We start from the raw sequence: 16,776 nt of genomic DNA, 5'->3' as shown, positions 1-16,776 counted from the left end.
CATGAGCGAACGGCGCGGCAACGAGATCGAGCCGCAGCATACCCGACAGCGGGCCTCACCCGATGGGTGAGCGGGCGGGCTCGTGCAGGTGGCTGTGTGGTGCGGTTTGGCAGGGAGAGGTCACGGAATCAGGTAATACGTAATTACGCAACGCCTGACAGCGTGCGTTCATCTGCGAAGATCGGGATTCAAAGGCGGGATAATGCTGCGTTATTCCGCCTTGCCCTCGGCGAGACCCTACTCTGCCCAAGCGGATGGGCGTACAGCACGGCCGCGCCCTATGGCTCCTGCAGGATGGCCTCGTAATCCTGCCCGGCGTAGAAAACACCGAGGATGGCGACGGTCTTGATCGTCTCGTTCACCACGAACGCGACCACGGCGCTGCCGCGGTAGTTGGTGATGCGCAGTCCAGGCAGCAGGTCGTCGCGCTTCGTTCCTCGCAGAGAGAACGTGGCCAAGCTTTGGCAGAACGCGACGATGGCATCCACGTAGTCGGCGCCGGCAACCGGAGCACCGGCGTCGGCGATGTACCGTTCAATCGCATCGAGGTGATCGATGGCCTCTGGCGCGAAGATGACGGCAAAGGTCACGCGGCCGGACTGCCACGTCGGGCCGACCGCTTCCGAGTGAGATGCTCGCGCACCTGGCCCACCGAAAGCCCGCGAGACGGGTCCGCCTGCAACGCCTCGGCGGCCGGCACCACCTGGTCGCGCAGCCACGCCTCGACCGCCTTATCGCGTGCCGCGAGCGCGCGCAGCCCGTCGCGAATGACCTCACTTTCGGTGGCGTATTCGCCCGCCGCAACCTTGGACCGCACGAGCTCGGCCATCTCGTTGGGAAGGGTGATGCTGAACTGTTGTGTGGAGCGCATACGCAGCCCTCTAGTATTGCAGGATTTAATCCTACACCTTCGGCGCCGCCACACGAGAAGCCGGCAGTCGGTTCCCAAGCAAGACAGTGACTTGGAAGCGGGATTGCCGGTTTTTGACCGAATCCCCGCCGGCCCTCACTCCGTTCGGACCTGCGACGGAGTCGGGGCGTGTTCAGGCCGCGACACGGCGCGCGATCGCCTCGCCGAAGCTCTCGGTGCTGCCCTTGCCGCCCAGGTCCGGGGTCACGCTGTCGCGGTCGTGGGTGAGCGTGTCGCGGATCGTCTGGCGCAGCCTGGTGCCCTTCTCCACCTGGCCCAGGTGATCGAGCATGTCGGCCGCGGCCAGCAGCAGCGCGCACGGATTGGCGATGCCCTTGCCGGCGATGTCCGGCGCCGAGCCGTGCACCGCTTCGAAAATGGCCGCGTGCTCGCCGATGTTGTCGCCCGGGGCCAGGCCCAGGCCGCCGACCAGGCCGGCGCACAGGTCGGAGAGGATGTCGCCGAACAGGTTGGTGGTGACGATCACGTCGAACTGCTCCGGGCGCATCACCAGCTGCATGCAGGTGTTGTCCACGATCATCTCGTTGAACTCGATCTGCGGGTATTCCCTGGCGATCTCGCGGGCCACGTTGAGGAACAGCCCGGAGCTGGTCTTCATGATGTTGGCCTTGTGCACCGCGGTGACCTTCCTGCGCCCCTTCTTCACCGCCATCTCGAAGGCGTAGCGCACGATGCGGGTGCTGCCCATGCGGGTGTTGCGGATGATCGAAGTGGCCGTCTCGCCGTCCTCGGACAGCGTCTGGCCCTCGGCCAGATAGGCGCCCTCGGTGTTCTCGCGCACGGTGATGATGTCGATGTTCTCGTAGCGCGACCTGGTGCCGGGGAAGCTGATCGCCGGTCGCACGTTGGCGTACAGATCGAAGTGGCGGCGCAACGTGACGTTGATCGAGGTGAAGCCGCCGCCGATCGGCGTGGTCAGCGGACCCTTCAGCGCCACCTTGTGCCGGGCGATCTTGTCCAGCGTCTCCTTCGGCAGCAGGTCGCCGTGTCTGTCGAGCGCCACCATGCCGGCGTCGGCGAAGTCGTAGGCCAGGCCGCAGTCGAGCGCGTCGAGCACGCGCAGCGTGGCGGTCATGATCTCGGGGCCGATGCCGTCGCCGGGGATCACGGCAATGGTCTTGCTCATGGGGATGCTCCTTGGGGTGCGTTTCCGGGGGAAGGCGCACGACGGGGAGATCGAGGCCTCATAACCGCCGAATTATCGCTTATGCCCGCCGCAGCGGCCACCGCAGTGGCGGCTGCCGACGATGCAAATGCCGGGATGGAGCATTCCAAAAAGCTGCATGCGCTCAGGCGTGGTCGACGCACTCCGCGGCCTGGCCGGCGCCGCCTTCGAGCCGGTCGAGGAAGTCCACCGCGCGGCGCAGATGCGGGATCACGATCGAGCCACCCACCACCAGGCCCACGCTGAAGGTCTCGAAGAACTCCTCGCGCGTCACGCCGACCTCCTTGCACTGGGCGACGTGATAGCTGATGCAGTCGTCGCAGCGCAGCACCATCGAGGCGACCAGGCCGAGCAGTTCCTTGGTCTTCACGTCGAGCGCGCCGGGCTTGTAGGTCTGCGTGTCCAGCGCGAAGAAGCGCCGCACCACCTGGTTGTCCTCGGAAAGAATGCGCTCGTTCATGCGCTGGCGGAACGCAGTGAATTCGGCGAGGCGATCCTTCTGCGTGCTCATGCACCCGCCCCCAGCAGGGTGGCCAGCCGGCCGCTGCGATCGGCCGCCACGAGGTCGTCGAAGCCGCCCACGTGCTGGTCGTTGATGAAGATCTGCGGCACCGTGCGGCGACCGCCGCTGCGCGCCAGCATGGCATCGCGCTGGGCCGGGTTCACGTCGATGCGCACCTCGGTCCACTCCAGCCCCCTGGACTTGAGCAGGTTCTTGGCCGAGACGCAGTACGGGCACACGGCGGTGGAATAAACCTCGATCTTGGGCATGGACGAACTCCGGGAAAGCGACAGGCGGCTGGATGTGGGGGCAGGCGGCGCGGCGCGCAAGTTCCGCCGGTGGTCGAGCCCGGTCGGAGGCGGCCCGGAACCGGACGCGGCCGCGGCGGTCGCAGTGCTATTGTCGCCGACCTATGGCCATGGCACCACGACGCCCCGTTCCCCGCCTGCTTGCCACCCTGATCGCAACCGGACTCTGCTTTGGTGCCGGAGCACAGGACAACGTGCGCCTGCCCGACCTGGGCAGCTCGGCCAACGCGCTGATCTCCGGCCAGGAGGCCCGGGATTACGGCGGCGCCATGCTGCGGCAGATGCGCGCGCTGGACATGGTGATCGACGACCCGCTGCTGGACGACTACATCAACCACCTCGGCTACCGCCTGGTGGCCGCCTGCGACAAGCCGAAGGACCATTTCGCGTTCTTCATCGTGAAAGACCCCGTGATCAACGCCTTCGCCGCGCCCGGCGGCTACATCGCGGTGAACTCCGGCCTGATCCAGATCACCCGCAGCGAGAGCGAGCTGGCCGGGGTGATCGCCCACGAGATCGGCCACATCACGCAGAACCACCTGCAGCGCGCGTTCGAGGCGTCCAAGAAGGACGCCCCGCTGATGGCGCTGGTGCTGCTGGGTGCGATCGCCGCCGGCGCCGGCGCGCATGCGGGCGACGCCGCCGGGGCGATCCTGATGGGCGGCCAGGGCGCGATCATGCAGAAGCAGATCAATTTCACCCGCAAGGACGAGACCGAAGCCGACCGCGTGGGCATCCAGACGCTCGCCAAGGCCGGCTTCGATCCCAACGCCATGGCCGGTTTCTTCGAACGCATGTCCGACACCATGCGCGCCGGTTCCGGTGGCGAGGGCGTGCCGGAGCTCCTGCAGGATCACCCGGTCACCACCACCCGCATCAGCGACGCCAAGGAACGGGCCGGCGCGCTGATCGCCATGCAGAAGGAGCGCCCGAGCGGCAATACGCTCGACCCGCAGCAGTGGGCGCGCAGCACCGCGCCGATCGCCTACGTGCGCGACCCGACCACTTTGCTGTCGACGGCCAGCCGCGGCGCCGGCGCGGTGGACACCTACGCGCTGATGCGCGAGCGCGTGCGCGTGCTGGCCGGCGACGCAACGCAACTGACGACCTACTACGCCTCCAACCTGTCGCGCCCCGGCTTCGACACCCTGGCCAACCGCTACGGCTATGCGCTGGCGCTGACCCGCAGCGGCAGCGGCGACAAGGCCGTCGCCATGCTCACGCCGATGCTGGCCAGCCATCCGGACAACCTGGTGCTGCGCCTGGCCATGGCCGAGGCCCTGCTGCAGAAGGGCGACCGCGCCGATGCGCTGAGCCACTACGCCCGTCTGAATAGCGAGTCGCCGCGCAACCCGTCGATCACCCTTCCCTACGCCAAGGCCTTGATCCAGGGCACCCCGTCGAGTGTGCAGGCGGAGCTGGCCGCCAACCTGCTGCGCCCGGCGCTGGACACCAGCGAGGATCCGGACATCTTCCTCACCTACGCCCGCGCCAGCGAGAAAGCCGGCCACCAGGCCCGTGCCGGCGAGGCCTATGCCGATGCCAGCTACCTGGCCGGCCGGCCGTTCGATGCGCTCGAACAGCTCAAGCGCCTGCTCAAGCGGGACGACCTGGACTACTACGCCCGCGCACGCATCCAGGCGCGCATCGCCGAACTCACGCCGCTGGTGCTGGAACTGCGCAAGCGCAAGATACCGACCGAAGACAACCCCGACCGCGGCGCCCAGTAACCCGACCGTCATCATCGGTCGGCACCACTGTCATCGCCGGGTAACATAATGACGTTGCAATCCCACCGTCACAGACCCCGGGCGAATGCCAGCGTGCACAAGCGCATCCTGATCGTTGAAGACGAAGCCTCGATCCGCGACATGGTCGCCTTCGCGCTGCGCAAGGCCGGCATGGAGGCGACCCAGGCCGCCGATGCCCGCGCCGCCCAGATCGCCATCGCCGAGCAGGTGCCGGACCTGATCCTGCTGGACTGGATGCTGCCCGGCACCAGCGGACTGGAACTGGCCCGACGCCTGCGCAAGGAAGAGCTCAGCCGCGAGATCCCGATCATCATGCTCACCGCGCGCGGCGAGGAGATGGACCGGGTCAATGGCCTGGAAGCGGGCGTCGACGACTACGTCATCAAGCCGTTCTCCACGCGCGAGCTGATCGCACGGATCAAGGCGGTCCTGCGCCGCAGCCAGGGCGACGACGGCTCGGGCATGGTCGAACTCGGCGGCCTGCGCATCGACGGCCCGGCGCATCGCGTGTTCGCCGGCGACGAGCCGGTGGCGATCGGCCCCACCGAATACCGCCTGCTGTATTTCTTCATGACCCATCCGGAGCGCGTCTACTCGCGCGCGCAACTGCTCGACCATGTCTGGGGCGGCAGCGTCTACGTGGAAGAGCGCACCGTCGACGTGCACATCCGGCGCCTGCGCAAGACGCTGGAGCCATGGAAGCTCGACGACATGGTGCAGACCGTGCGCGGCTCCGGCTACCGCTTCTCCGCCAGCGTCTGAGCGTGCTGCGCCGCCGCGCTTGCGCAGGCACGGCGATTTGCCGATGCTGCCGGCTCGCCATGACCGCGGGGCCGTCCATCCTTGAGCATGTTTCGTCTGCCCTCCGCGCCGATCCTCGCCGCCTGGCTCGCGGCCGCACTGACGGCCGGCACGCTGCTGGGCCACTTGGCGGGCGGGCATGCGCTGGCGGGATTCGCGCTGGTCGCGGCGGCGGAAATCGTCTTGCTGCTGTCGTCGCCCGGTCATCGGCCCGCCGCCATGATGTCGACAGCGTCATCGTTCACACCCCCTCCCTCGCCTGACCGTTTCATGACGCGAACCCGCCGTATCGCCTCCAGCCTGCGCGACCTGCGCAGCGCCGCCGGAAACCTGCCCGATGCCGTGGTGCTGCTCGACAACGAGCAGCACGTGCGCTGGTTCAATCATGCCGCCGAGGACCTGCTCGGCCTGCGCCGCCCGCAGGATCGCGGTGCCGACCTGCACGAGCGCCTGCGCGGCTCCGATCTCGCCGGCTGGCTGGAAGAGGGCGCGCGCGAGCCGCTCAACGACATCCCGGCGCCGGGCCGCCCCGACCGCCACCTCAACGTCACCCTGCTGCCGTTCGGCCGCCGCCAGCGCCTGCTGCTGGCGCGCGACATCAGCGACCTGACCCGGCTGGAGAAGGTACGCCGCGACTTCGTCGCCAACGTGTCGCACGAACTGCGCACGCCGCTGACGGTGATCCACGGCTACCTCGAACTGCTCGATCCGGACGACGTGCCGGAGCTGGCGCCGGTGCTCGGCGAGATGCGCGCACAGTCCAAGCGCATGGGCCAGATCGTCGAGGACCTGCTCACCCTGTCGCGACTGGAAACCCAGGAACACGTGACCGACGAGCGCGTGGCGATGGCGCCGCTGCTGGCCACGCTGCGCAAGGAGGCCGAGGCACTGAGCCAGGGCCGTCATCAGATCGTGCTCGAGTCCACCGCCGAGGCCGACCTGCTCGGTTCGCCGAAAGACCTGCACAGCGCGCTGTCCAACCTGGTCAGCAACGCGGTGCGCTACACGCCGGCCGGCGGCATCATTACGATCCGCTGGCAGCGCCGCGGTCCGGACGGCGCGGTCTACTCGGTCAGCGACACCGGCTTCGGCATCCCGGCCAGCCACCTGTCGCGGCTCACCGAGCGGTTCTACCGGGTGTCGTCCAGCCGCTCGCGCGACAGCGGCGGCACCGGACTGGGCCTGTCCATCGTCAAGCACGTGCTGAACCTGCACCAGGCACGGCTGCAGATCGAGAGCACACCGGGCCAGGGCTCCACCTTCTCCTGCCATTTCGGACGCGAGCGCCTGCTCGGCCCGGCCGGCGCCGAGGAGAGCAGCGCCGAGGAGGGCTGAACCGGCGCCGCGCCGCTGCCGCCGCGCGGACGCCGCCGGGATGTGCACCGCGCCGAGATGCGACAGAATGCCCGGATGCGCCGCTCATCCTCCATGCTCCACGCCCCCGCCCCGGGTCAACCCTGTGCCCCCGAGCTCTTCCTCAGCCGCGAACTGGCAGCGCTGGAGTTCAATTTCCGCGTGCTGGCGATGGCGCGCGATCCGCAGGTGCCGCTGCTCGAACGCCTGCGCTACCTGAGCATCGTGGCGAACAACCTCGACGAGTTCTTCGAGGTGCGCGTGGCCGTGCTCAAGCACCATCACTACTACGGTTCGGCGGCGCCCGGACCGGACGGCGTCCCGTCCGGCGAGCTGCTGGCGCGCATCCGCGCCCGCGTGCTCGATCTGGTCGCCGAGCAGTACGCCACCTGGCAGGACGACCTCAGTCCGCGACTGGAGACGGAGGGCATCTGCATCCTGCCGCGCAGCCGCTGGAGCAAGCGCCAGCACGCCTGGCTGCGCGGCTACTTCGAGCACGAGGTGCTGCCGGTGCTCTCGCCGCTGGGGCTGGACCCGGCGCACCCGTTCCCGCGCATCCTCAACAAGACGCTGAACATCGCGGTGGTACTCAAGGGCCGCGATGCGTTCGGCCACGAGGGCCACATGGCGCTGGTGCGCGCGCCGCGTTCGCTGCCGCGGATCATCCGCGTGCCGGCCGAGGTCAGCGGCCCCGGGGAGCACTTCGTGTTCCTCGCCGAGCTGCTGCATGCCTTCGTCGACCTGATGTTCCCGGGCTTCAAGGTGCTCGGCTCGCACCAGTTCCGCGTCACCCGCAACAGCGAGCTGATGGTGGAAGAGGCCGAGGTCGACAACCTGGCGCGCGCACTCACCGAGGAACTGGTGGGCCGCGGCTACGCCCGGCCGGTACGGCTGCAGATCGGCACCGACTGCCCCAAGGCGATCACCCGCATGCTGATCGAGAACTTCGAGCTGGACGAAGCGGACGTGTATCGCTGCGACGGCCCGGTCAACATCATCCGTGCCGGCCTGATCTACGACTGGCTCGATCGCCCGGACCTCAAGTTCCCGCGCTTCACGCCGCGCATTCCCGCGTCGATGGAGGCCAGCCGCAACAAGTTCGAGGTGATCGCCCAGCGCGACGTGCTGCTGCACCACCCCTACGAGAGCTTCGCCGCGGTGGTCGACCTGCTGCGCCAGGCCACGCAGGACCCGAACGTGCTGGCGATCAAGCAGACGCTGTACCGCGCCGGCGAGGACACGCCGCTGGTCGACCTGCTGGTGGATGCCGCGCGCAACGGCAAGGACGTCACCGTGGTGATCGAGCTGCGCGCGCGCTTCGACGAGGAGGCCAACATCCGCCTCGCCACGCGCCTGCAGGAGGCCGGCGTGCAGGTGGTGTACGGCGTGGTCGGCTTCAAGACGCACGCCAAGATGATGCTGATCGTGCGCCGCGAGGGCGCCGGACTGCGCCGCTACGTGCACCTGTCCACCGGCAACTACCACCAGGCCAACAGCCGCCTGTACACCGACATCGGCCTGATGACGGCGAACGAGGAGATCGGCGAGGACCTGCACAAGATCTTCCAGCAGCTCTCGGGACTGGGGCCCACGATCAGCCTCAGGCGGCTGCTGCATTCGCCGTTCACGCTGTACAAGAGCGTGATGGCGAAGATCGAGCGCGAGACCGCCAACGCGAAGGCCGGCAAGAGCGCGCGCATCGTGGCCAAGCTCAATGCACTGAACGAATCGCACGTGATCGAGGCGCTGTACCGCGCCTCGCAGGCGGGCGTGGAGATCGACCTGATCGTGCGCGGCGCCTGCACCCTGCGGCCCGGCCTGCCGGGCATCTCCGAGCGCATCCGGGTGCGTTCCATCGTTGGACGCTTCCTGGAGCACAGCCGCGTGTACTGGTTCGCCAACGACGGCGAGCCGGAGATCTACTGCGCCAGCGCCGACTGGATGGAGCGCAACCTGATGCGGCGCATCGAAGTGGCGTTCCCGATCCTCGATCCGGAACTGGCCGCGCGCGTGTACGACGAGACGCTGGCCAACACGCTGGCCGACAACACCCAGGCCTGGCTGCTCGGCAGCAACGGGCGCTATGTCCGCGCCACGCCGGGCGATGCGCCGCCGCACAACGCCCAGAAGATGCTGCTCGACAAGCTCTGCGCATCGACCGTCAAGTAGGGGATGAGCCGCATGCCTTTCCAATTGTCCCGCCGCCGCGGCCGCGCCGCCGGATGCCGCGCATGACGCTGGCCGATCACGTGCCGATCCGCGACGGCGAGCTGATCGCCGCCGTGGACATGGGTTCGAACAGCTTCCACCTGGTGGTGGCGCGCGTCGAGCACGGCGAGCCGCGGGTGATCGATCGCCTGCGCGACACCGTGCGCATGGCCGCCGGCCTGCGCAGCGATGGCACGCTGGACGCCGAACACCGCGCCCGCGCGCTGAACTGCCTCAAGCGATTCGGCCAGCGCCTCGCCGGCCTGTCCTCGCTCTACGTGCGCGCGGTGGCCACCAACACGGTGCGCCGCCTCGCCTCGCCGCAGGCGTTCCTCACCGCGGCGGAGGCCGCGCTCGGCCACCCGGTGGAAGTGGTGTCCGGCCGCGAGGAGGGGCGCTTGATCTTTCTCGGCGCCGCGCACGACCTGCCCGCCTCGCGCGAACCGCGTCTGGTGATCGACGTGGGCGGCGGCAGCACCGAGTTCATCATCGGCCGCGGCGTGGCGCCGCTGCATACCGAGAGCGTGCAGGTGGGCTGCATCGCCTCCACGCTGCGCTTCTTCCCCGGCGGCAAGCTCAACCGCAAGCGCTGGCAGAAGGCGCGCGGGGAGATCGGCCTGCTGCTGCAGCAGTTCGACGAGGACTACCGCGAGGCCGGCTGGACCGAGGCGTTCGGCTCGTCCGGCACGGCCAAGGCAATCGGCTCGGTGGTGCAGGCGATGAAGTTCTCCGACGACGGCATCACGCCCGCGTCGCTGGCCTCGCTGCGCGATGCGCTGCTGGAACAGGGGCAGATCAGCGCGCTCAAGCTGCCCGGGCTGGGCGAGGACCGCGCGCCGGTGATCGCCGGTGGCGTAGTGATCTTCGAGGCGGCGTTCGCCGCACTGGGCATCGAGCGCATGCGCGTTTGCCAAAGCTCGATGCGCGAGGGCCTGCTGTGGGACCTGCTCGGCCGCGCCGGCGGCAGCGATCCGCGCACCGCCAGCATCGATGCGCTGGCCGCGCGCTACGGCGTGGACCGCGCCCAGGCCCGCCGGGTGGAATCCACTGCACTGATGCTGTTCGACCAGATCGCTCCGCAGTGGAAACTGGACATCGAGACCCGCGAGTGGCTGTCGTGGGCCGCCCGCGTGCACGAGATCGGCCTGGCCATCGCACACAGCCAGCACCATCGCCACGGCGCCTATATCCTGCGCAATGCCGATCTCGCCGGCTTCTCGCGGCAGGAGCAGCAGTTGCTGGCGGCGATCGTCGAACTGCATCGACGCAAGCCGGAAAAGGCGCTGATTTCCGCCTTGCCCCAGCGCTACCGCCTGCTGGCCCGGCAGCTCACCGCCCTGCTGCGCCTGGCCGTGCTGTTCCGGCGCGCGCGGCGCGCGGAGTCCCTGCCCACCATGCGCCTTGCCGCCACGCGGCAGCGCCTGCGGCTGGCGCTGCCAGCCGCCTGGCTGGAACAGCACCCGCTCACCGAAGCCGACCTGGAGCAGGAACGCTCGCCAATGACCGACCTGGGCTTCACCCTGGCGCTCAGTGCGATGTGAGGCCTTTTACGGAAGCAACTGGAACTCGTCGGCATCCATCCACGCGGGAAAGCGCTCGCGATGCGCGAGCAGCGGGGCCGGATCGATGCGCACGGTGACCACCTGCTCCTGCGCACCGCATTCGATGAGCGGCTCGCCGACCGGATCGATCACTGCACTGTCACCGGCGTAGGGAAGGTCGTTGCCGTCCACCCCGACGCGGTTCACGCCGATCACGTAACTGAGGTTCTCGATCGCCCGCGCGCGCAGCAACGTGCGCCACGGCTGGCGGCGCGGCGCCGGCCAGTTGGCGACGAACAGCGCGAGGTCGTAATCCATGCCTCCGGCCGCGTCCTCCTTGCGTCGGTTGCGCAGCCACACCGGGAAGCGCAGGTCGTAGCAGACCTGCGGCAGGATGCGCCAGCCGTTCAACTCCACGATCAGCCGCTCGCTGCCGCCGCCGTAGCGGGTGTGCTCGCCGGCCATGCGGAACAGATGGCGCTTGTCGTACTGCAGCAGGTCGCCGTCGGGCGTGGCCCACAGCAAGCGGTTGTAGACGGTGTCGCCCTCGCGGATCGCCAGGCTGCCGGTGATCACCGCGCCGACCCCGGCCGCCAGCGCGCGCAGCCAGGCCACGCCCGGGCCGTCCATGTTCTCGGCGCTGGCGCGCGTGTCGTTGCTGAAGCCGGAAAGGAAGGTTTCCGGCAGCACAAACAGGTCGCTCGCGCCGGCGTGCGCACGCACCAGTGCGCCGTAGTACTCGCGGTTGGCTTCGGCGTCGTGCCAGCGCGTGGCGCCCTGCACGAGCGTGACGGTGAGTGGCTGCATGGTCGTCACAGGCGGCACAGCCGCTCGGCCGCCGCTTCCATGGTGGCGTCGCTCTTGGCGAAGCACAGCCGCGCCAGGCGCGTACCCGGCGGCGTGGCGCAGAACGGCGTCAGCGGAATCGCCGCCACGCCGCCCTCGCGCACCAGCCACTGGCAGAAGGCCAGGTCGTCCTCGTCGCGGATGGCCGAGTAGTCGACCAGCTGGAAATAGCCGCCCGGCACGTCGAGCAGCCTGAAGCGCGACGGCGCCAGCAGCGCGCGGAAGCGGTCGCGCTTGGCCTGGTAGAACACCGGCAGTTCCAGGTAGTGCCCCGGCGTGCTCGCCAAGAATTCGGCGAACGCCACCTGTACCGGGTGGAAGGTGCAGAAGGTGAGGTACTGGTGCACCTTGCGGAATTCCGCGCTCAGCGCGGCGGGCGCCACCGCGTAGCCGACCTTCCAGCCGGTGCAGTGATAGGTCTTGCCGAAGCTCGACACCACCACGCTGCGCGCGGCCAGTTCCGGGTGGCGCAGCACGCTCTGGTGCGCGGCGCCGTCGTAGACGATGTGCTCGTACACCTCGTCGGACAGCACCACGATGTCGGTATCGCGCACGAGATCGGCCAGCGCGTCGAGATCGCCCGCCGAGAGCACGGCTCCGGACGGATTGTGCGGGCTGTTGATCAGGATCATCCGCGTGCGCGGCGTGATCGCATCGCGCACGCGCTGCCAGTCGATCGAGAAATCCGGCAGGGTCAGCGCAATATGCACCGCCCGCGCGCCCTGCAGGTCGATCGCCGGCTCGTAGCAGTCGTAGGCGGGATCGAACACGATCACCTCCTCGCCCTGGCGCACCAGCGCGGCGATCGCCGCGAAGATCGCCTCGGTGGCGCCGGAGGTCACGGTGACCTCGGTGTCCGGATTCACCGCATGGCCGTACAGCCGCTGCGTCTTGCGCGCGATTTCCTCGCGCAGGCTGGCCAGGCCGATGCCCGGCGCGTACTGGTTGCGGCCATCGGCCATCGCGCGCGTCACCGCGTCGCGCAGTGCCTGTGGCGGCTCGAAGTCCGGAAAGCCCTGCCCCAGGTTCACCGCCTTGTGCTCGGCCGCCAGCTGGCTCATCACGCTGAAGATGGTGGTGCCGACCGCCGGGAGCTTGCTGCCTGTCTGCATGGATTCATACGTCTGGATGGCCAAACGGCGATGCTAGCACGCGTCAAACCGTAGTCGTCTGCGCCTTGTGCCGGCTGCAGATGTCGCTCTCCTGCCGCGATGCCGCGGGCAGCCGCTCGGCCAGGAATTCGACCAGCGCACGCACCCCCGGCAGCTGCCCGCGGCGGCTCGGATAGACGAAGTGCATCACGCCCTCCGGCGCACTCCATTGCGGCAGCAGCACCTCCAGCTCGCCGCGCGCCACCGCCGGCGCGCAGACGAACTCCGGCAGCATCGCCACGCCGGCACCGCGCTGGGCGGCGGACAGCAGCATGGCGAAGTCGCCGCAGCTCAGCCGCGGCTGGATCTCCACCACCACGCGCTCGCCGGACGCATCGATCAGCTCCCAGCTCTGCGCGCCGTCGTGCTCGCTCATCGACAGCGCCGGCAGCGCGGAGAGTTCCGCCGGCGTGGACGGGCGGCCGCGCTCGTCGAGCAGGCGCGGGCTGGCCACCGGCAGCACGCGCGACTGGCCGAAGCTGCGCACCACCAGCGTGGCGTCGGTGTCGAGCTTGTTGCGCACGCGGATGGCAAGGTCGATGCCCTCGCTGATCACGTCCACGCGCCGGTTGGTCGCCACCACCCGCACCTGCACCTTCGGGTACTGCAGCAGGAAGTCCGGCAACACCTGGGCCAGCATGGTCTGGGTCAGCGATACCGGGCAGCTCAGGCGCACGATGCCGCGCGGCTCGGCGCGCAGTTCGTCCACCGCGTCCTGCGCGGCGCGGGCCTCCTCCAGCACCGCACGGCAGTGCCCGTAGAAGCGCTCGCCCACCTCGGTCACCACGAAGCGCCGCGTGGTCCGCTGCAGCAGTCGCACGCCGAGGCGCTCTTCCAGTTGCGCGATGCGCTTGCTCAGCCGCGACTTGGGAATGCCCAGCGCCCGACCGGCCGCCGAAAAGCCGCTGTACTCCACCACGGCGGCGAAGAAGTAGAGATCGTTGAGGTCCTGCAGGGTACCGGTGAGTGGATACATGATTGTTCCCATTAAAAGACAATACGTCCTTATTTACCCATATTATCGGTTTATCGTTCGCAATCCATCGTTCCCTGCCACGCCGGACTGCCGGCATCCGCACGGGCACGAGGATTTCGCCATGACATCGAGTCCGTGCGCGCCGAGGGCGTGGCGCTGCTGTCGCCCTACTCCGACGACACGCACAACCGCGGCCTGCTGTTCCAGCCGCAGCCGCAGCCCACCGCGATGATCGAGAAGGCCTTCGGCAAGGGCTACCAGGTGTGCATCCACGCCATCGGCGACACGGCCAACCGCAAGGTACTGGACAGCTACGCCGCCGCCTACAAGGTGCATCCGGAAGCGAAGGCCTTCCGCAACCGCGTCGAGCACGCGCAGATCGTGGCGGTGACCGACATCCCGCGCTTCAGGCAACTGGACCTGATCGCCTCGATGCAGCGCTTTCCGGACAGGCATAGGGTTTCCCGGGCAGGCATAGGCCATCCGTCATGTTGCGAAATCCGGCCCCGCCGCTTGACGGCTCGAAACATTGTGTTATAGTTAACCACAACACCGGTTCACGAGATCACTAAAGGAGATCCGTCATGAAAGCGCCGAGCCTGCTCGCCCTGTCCGCCGCCGTCCTCGTCACCGCCGCCGGCCTGGCCTCCATGAACCACGGCATCACCCGCGCCCCGGTGGCCGAGATCGACGGCATCCGCGTCATCGACCTGGCCCCGGTCAACGTCAGCCCGAGCGCCGAAGAACTGCGCGCCGCCGCCCTCAGCGCGGTCAGCCATGCTCCCGCCCTGCCGGCCCCGAACGGCCTCGGTGGCCGCGCCGAAGCCGACATCCCGCTGGTCGGATCGCAAATGGCGATGCCCTACTACTCTTTCGGCAACAGGCTCGGCCGCATCACCAAGGAATAAGACATGACCATTACCTGGAACGACAGCGTCCCGATCTATCGCCAGCTGCGTGAACGCGTGGTGGCGATGATCCTGGACGGCGCCTTGAACGAAGGCGACCCGCTGCCGTCGGTACGCCAGGTGGCAGCGGATTTCCAGATCAATCCACTGACCGTCTCCAAGGCCTATCAGGAGCTGGTCGACGATCAACTGGTTGAGAAAAGGAGGGGACTGGGCATGTTCGTCAACGATGGAGCGCGTGAGGCACTGTTGAAATCCGAGCGCGAGCGCTTTCTGCGCGAGGAGTGGCCCACCCTGTTCGCGCGGATCCAGCGGCTGGGCCTGGACCTGAAGACCCTGCTGCGCGAAGCCGGCGACGGCCCGGAGAAAAACGCATGAACGCCGTCGTCACCGCCACTGGCCTGAGCAAGCGCTACAAGAACACCGCCGCGCTGGACAACGTGAGCTTCACCATCCCGTCCGGCCGCATCGTGGGCCTGATCGGCCCCAACGGTGCCGGCAAGACCACCGCGCTCAAGGCGATCCTCGGGCTGACCCCGTTCGAGGGCCAGCTGAGCGTGATGGGCATGGACCCGCGCACCGAGCGCAACAAGCTGATGGAGCAGGTGTGCTTCATCGCCGACGTCGCCGTGCTGCCGCGCTGGCTGAAGGTGCGCGACGCGGTGGACTTCGTCGCCGCGATCCATCCGCGCTTCGAGCGCGCCAGGTGCGAGGCCTTCCTCAAGCGCACCAAGCTGACCCCGGACATGCGCGTCAGGCAGATGTCCAAGGGCATGATCGTGCAGTTGCACCTGGCGCTGGTGATGGCCATCGACGCCCGCCTGCTGGTGCTGGACGAACCCACGCTGGGCCTGGACATCCTCTACCGCAAGCAGTTCTACCAGAACCTGCTGGAAGACTACTTCGACGAGGACAAGACCATCATCGTCACCACCCACCAGGTGGAAGAGGTGGAACACATCCTCACCGACCTGATGTTCATCCGCGACGGCAGGATCGTGCTGGACGCCGACATGGACGCCGTCGGCGAGCGCTTCATCGAGGTGATGGTGGCGGCCGACCGCACCGATGCCGCCCGGCAGTTGCGCCCGATCGACGAGCGCCAGGTCTTCGGCAAGAGCATCTTCCTGTTCGACGGCGTCGAACGCGCGCAGCTGGAGGCGCTGGGCGAAACCCGCCGGCCCTCGGTCAGCGACCTGTTCGTCGCCACCATGAAGGGAACCTACGCATGAAAACCCTGGCCCCGAAAAACTCCGCCCTGACGAATATGTACTGGCTGGTGAAGCGCGAGTTCTGGGAACACCGCGGCGGCTTCCTGTGGGCGCCGGTGATCACCGGCGGCATCTTCCTGCTGCTCAACCTGATGGGCATCATCACCGCCGAAGTGCTGGGCGCCCGCCACGGCATCCGCTTTGGCGCCAGCGGGCAGCTGCGCGACGTCATGTCCCGCATGGACGCCGGCGACATGAGCAAGGTGGGCATGGTGCTGGATGTGGCGATGTACTCCTCGATGGCACTGATCACCGTGGTGCTCGGCTTCGTGGTGTTCTTCTACTGCCTCGGCGCGCTGTACGACGACCGTCGCGACCGCAGCATCCTGTTCTGGAAGTCGCTGCCGATCTCCGACACCGGCACCGTGCTGTCCAAGGTGCTCAGCGCCACCGTGCTGGCCCCGGCGATCGCCGTGGTGGTGGGCATCGTCGCCGGCATGGCGCAGCTGCTGATGGTGGCGATCACCCTGTCCTTCCACGGCGTCAACGTGTGGCAGCTGCTGACGCAGGCCCATCCGCTGCGCGTCATGGGCAACCTGCTCGGCTACATCCCGGTGTACGTGCTCTGGGCCCTGCCCTCCGCCGGCTGGCTGCTGCTCTGCTCGGCCTGGGCGCGCAGCAAGCCCTTCCTGTGGGCGGTCGCCCTGCCGGTCGCCACCGGCCTGCTGATCAGCTGGTTCGGCATCATGGGCCTGTTCAACCTGCCCGCCACGTGGTTTTGGAAAGAGATCGTGCTGCGCGGCCTGTTCAGCGTGTTCCCAGGCGGCAGCTTCACCGCCAACCGCGGCAACGGCCATGGCGTGATGATCAACAGCGGCAACGGCCTGGACGTGATGAACCTCGGCCAGAGCTGGGCGGCGATGGGTACCCCCGACCTGTGGATCGGCGTGGCCGTCGGCATCGGCCTGATTGCCGCCGCCATCTGGTTCCGTCGCTGGCGCGACGACAGCTGACATCACTGCACGACGGCGGCCGCACGGCCGCCACCCCATTCCCGACGACGGATCTCACGAAACCTCCCATGCGCCTGCGCTTTCTTCCCATCCGACTGGATGCATTCAAGC

Annotated in this window: 18 protein-coding genes; 10 read left to right on the top strand and 8 right to left on the bottom strand. The window is 68.3% G+C overall.

The annotated features are described in order from the left end of the window. Positions 1–278: 278 nt before the first annotated feature. The 5 genes from ACO2Q2_RS13640 to grxC all read right to left on the bottom strand — a co-directional run bounded on the left by ACO2Q2_RS13640 (position 279) and on the right by grxC (position 2,867). Positions 279–590 carry a type II toxin-antitoxin system RelE/ParE family toxin gene (locus ACO2Q2_RS13640; protein WP_423256334.1) on the bottom strand — a complete coding sequence of 104 codons (312 nt, stop codon included), beginning with the start codon at positions 588–590 and terminating at the stop codon, positions 279–281. Next, the gene (locus tag ACO2Q2_RS13635; protein ID WP_423256333.1) at positions 587–871 is read right to left on the bottom strand and encodes a type II toxin-antitoxin system ParD family antitoxin; all 285 of its coding nucleotides are present in this window, start codon (positions 869–871) and stop codon (positions 587–589) included. The genes ACO2Q2_RS13640 and ACO2Q2_RS13635 overlap by 4 nt, the downstream gene beginning before the upstream one ends. Positions 872–1,043: 172 nt before the next feature. Beyond that, the gene (locus tag ACO2Q2_RS13630) at positions 1,044–2,057 is read right to left on the bottom strand and encodes an isocitrate dehydrogenase (RefSeq protein WP_423256332.1); all 1,014 of its coding nucleotides are present in this window, start codon (positions 2,055–2,057) and stop codon (positions 1,044–1,046) included. 163 nt (positions 2,058–2,220) lie between these two features. Next, positions 2,221–2,607, bottom strand: a complete 387-nt coding sequence (locus ACO2Q2_RS13625; protein ID WP_423256331.1) for a carboxymuconolactone decarboxylase family protein — start codon at positions 2,605–2,607, stop codon at positions 2,221–2,223. Next, positions 2,604–2,867: a glutaredoxin 3 gene (gene grxC, locus ACO2Q2_RS13620; protein ID WP_423256330.1), complete on the bottom strand. Its 264-nt coding sequence runs from the start codon at positions 2,865–2,867 to the stop codon at positions 2,604–2,606. Before grxC ends, ACO2Q2_RS13625 begins: the two co-directional genes overlap by 4 nt. 143 nt (positions 2,868–3,010) lie before the next feature. On the opposite strand from grxC, the gene ACO2Q2_RS13615 reads away from it, so the two are divergent. From ACO2Q2_RS13615 to ACO2Q2_RS13595, 5 genes are all read left to right on the top strand, one after another. Then, positions 3,011–4,636, top strand: a complete 1,626-nt coding sequence (locus tag ACO2Q2_RS13615) for a M48 family metalloprotease (protein WP_423256329.1) — start codon at positions 3,011–3,013, stop codon at positions 4,634–4,636. A 93-nt stretch (positions 4,637–4,729) separates the two neighbouring features. Continuing rightward, positions 4,730–5,419: a phosphate regulon transcriptional regulator PhoB gene (phoB, locus tag ACO2Q2_RS13610; RefSeq protein ID WP_423256328.1), complete on the top strand. Its 690-nt coding sequence runs from the start codon at positions 4,730–4,732 to the stop codon at positions 5,417–5,419. 87 nt (positions 5,420–5,506) lie between these two features. Then, positions 5,507–6,793: a phosphate regulon sensor histidine kinase PhoR gene (phoR, locus tag ACO2Q2_RS13605; RefSeq protein ID WP_423256327.1), complete on the top strand. Its 1,287-nt coding sequence runs from the start codon at positions 5,507–5,509 to the stop codon at positions 6,791–6,793. A gap of 75 nt (positions 6,794–6,868) precedes the next feature. After that, entirely contained in the window at positions 6,869–8,980 is a 2,112-nt protein-coding gene (ppk1, locus tag ACO2Q2_RS13600) for a polyphosphate kinase 1 (RefSeq protein ID WP_423256326.1), read from the top strand. 62 nt (positions 8,981–9,042) lie between these two features. Then, positions 9,043–10,560, top strand: a complete 1,518-nt coding sequence (locus ACO2Q2_RS13595) for an exopolyphosphatase (RefSeq protein WP_423256325.1) — start codon at positions 9,043–9,045, stop codon at positions 10,558–10,560. Between the two features lie 6 nt (positions 10,561–10,566). Here ACO2Q2_RS13595 and ACO2Q2_RS13590 read toward each other — a convergent pair whose 3' ends face one another. The 3 genes from ACO2Q2_RS13590 to ACO2Q2_RS13580 are packed head-to-tail and all read right to left on the bottom strand — an operon-like array spanning position 10,567 to position 13,533. Next, positions 10,567–11,367: an amidohydrolase gene (locus ACO2Q2_RS13590; RefSeq protein ID WP_423256324.1), complete on the bottom strand. Its 801-nt coding sequence runs from the start codon at positions 11,365–11,367 to the stop codon at positions 10,567–10,569. A gap of 5 nt (positions 11,368–11,372) precedes the next feature. Then, entirely contained in the window at positions 11,373–12,518 is a 1,146-nt protein-coding gene (locus tag ACO2Q2_RS13585; protein WP_423256323.1) for a pyridoxal phosphate-dependent aminotransferase, read from the bottom strand. 43 nt (positions 12,519–12,561) lie between these two features. Beyond that, positions 12,562–13,533: a LysR substrate-binding domain-containing protein gene (locus ACO2Q2_RS13580; protein WP_423256322.1), complete on the bottom strand. Its 972-nt coding sequence runs from the start codon at positions 13,531–13,533 to the stop codon at positions 12,562–12,564. A gap of 135 nt (positions 13,534–13,668) precedes the next feature. On the opposite strand from ACO2Q2_RS13580, the gene ACO2Q2_RS13575 reads away from it, so the two are divergent. Genes ACO2Q2_RS13575 through ACO2Q2_RS13555 form a run of 5 tightly spaced genes read left to right on the top strand, consistent with a single transcriptional unit; the run spans position 13,669 to position 16,665 of the window. Further along, positions 13,669–14,073, top strand: coding sequence for an amidohydrolase family protein (locus tag ACO2Q2_RS13575; RefSeq protein ID WP_423256321.1), 405 nt, complete (start codon positions 13,669–13,671; stop codon positions 14,071–14,073). 44 nt (positions 14,074–14,117) lie between these two features. Beyond that, complete coding sequence (locus ACO2Q2_RS13570; RefSeq protein WP_423256320.1) at positions 14,118–14,441, top strand: hypothetical protein; 324 nt, start codon at positions 14,118–14,120, stop codon at positions 14,439–14,441. A 3-nt stretch (positions 14,442–14,444) separates the two neighbouring features. After that, positions 14,445–14,819, top strand: coding sequence for a GntR family transcriptional regulator (locus ACO2Q2_RS13565; RefSeq protein WP_423256319.1), 375 nt, complete (start codon positions 14,445–14,447; stop codon positions 14,817–14,819). Further along, positions 14,816–15,673 carry an ABC transporter ATP-binding protein gene (locus ACO2Q2_RS13560; protein WP_423256318.1) on the top strand — a complete coding sequence of 286 codons (858 nt, stop codon included), beginning with the start codon at positions 14,816–14,818 and terminating at the stop codon, positions 15,671–15,673. Before ACO2Q2_RS13565 ends, ACO2Q2_RS13560 begins: the two co-directional genes overlap by 4 nt. Beyond that, entirely contained in the window at positions 15,670–16,665 is a 996-nt protein-coding gene (locus tag ACO2Q2_RS13555) for a hypothetical protein (protein WP_423256317.1), read from the top strand. Before ACO2Q2_RS13560 ends, ACO2Q2_RS13555 begins: the two co-directional genes overlap by 4 nt. The last annotated feature ends 111 nt before the right edge of the window (positions 16,666–16,776 follow it).

The organism is Dyella sp. KRB-257 (assembly GCF_049445995.1).
Lineage (GTDB): Bacteria > Pseudomonadota > Gammaproteobacteria > Xanthomonadales > Rhodanobacteraceae > Dyella_A.
The sequence above is the reverse complement of the archived record's forward strand: the minus strand, read 5'-3'. Positions and strand labels throughout refer to the sequence as shown.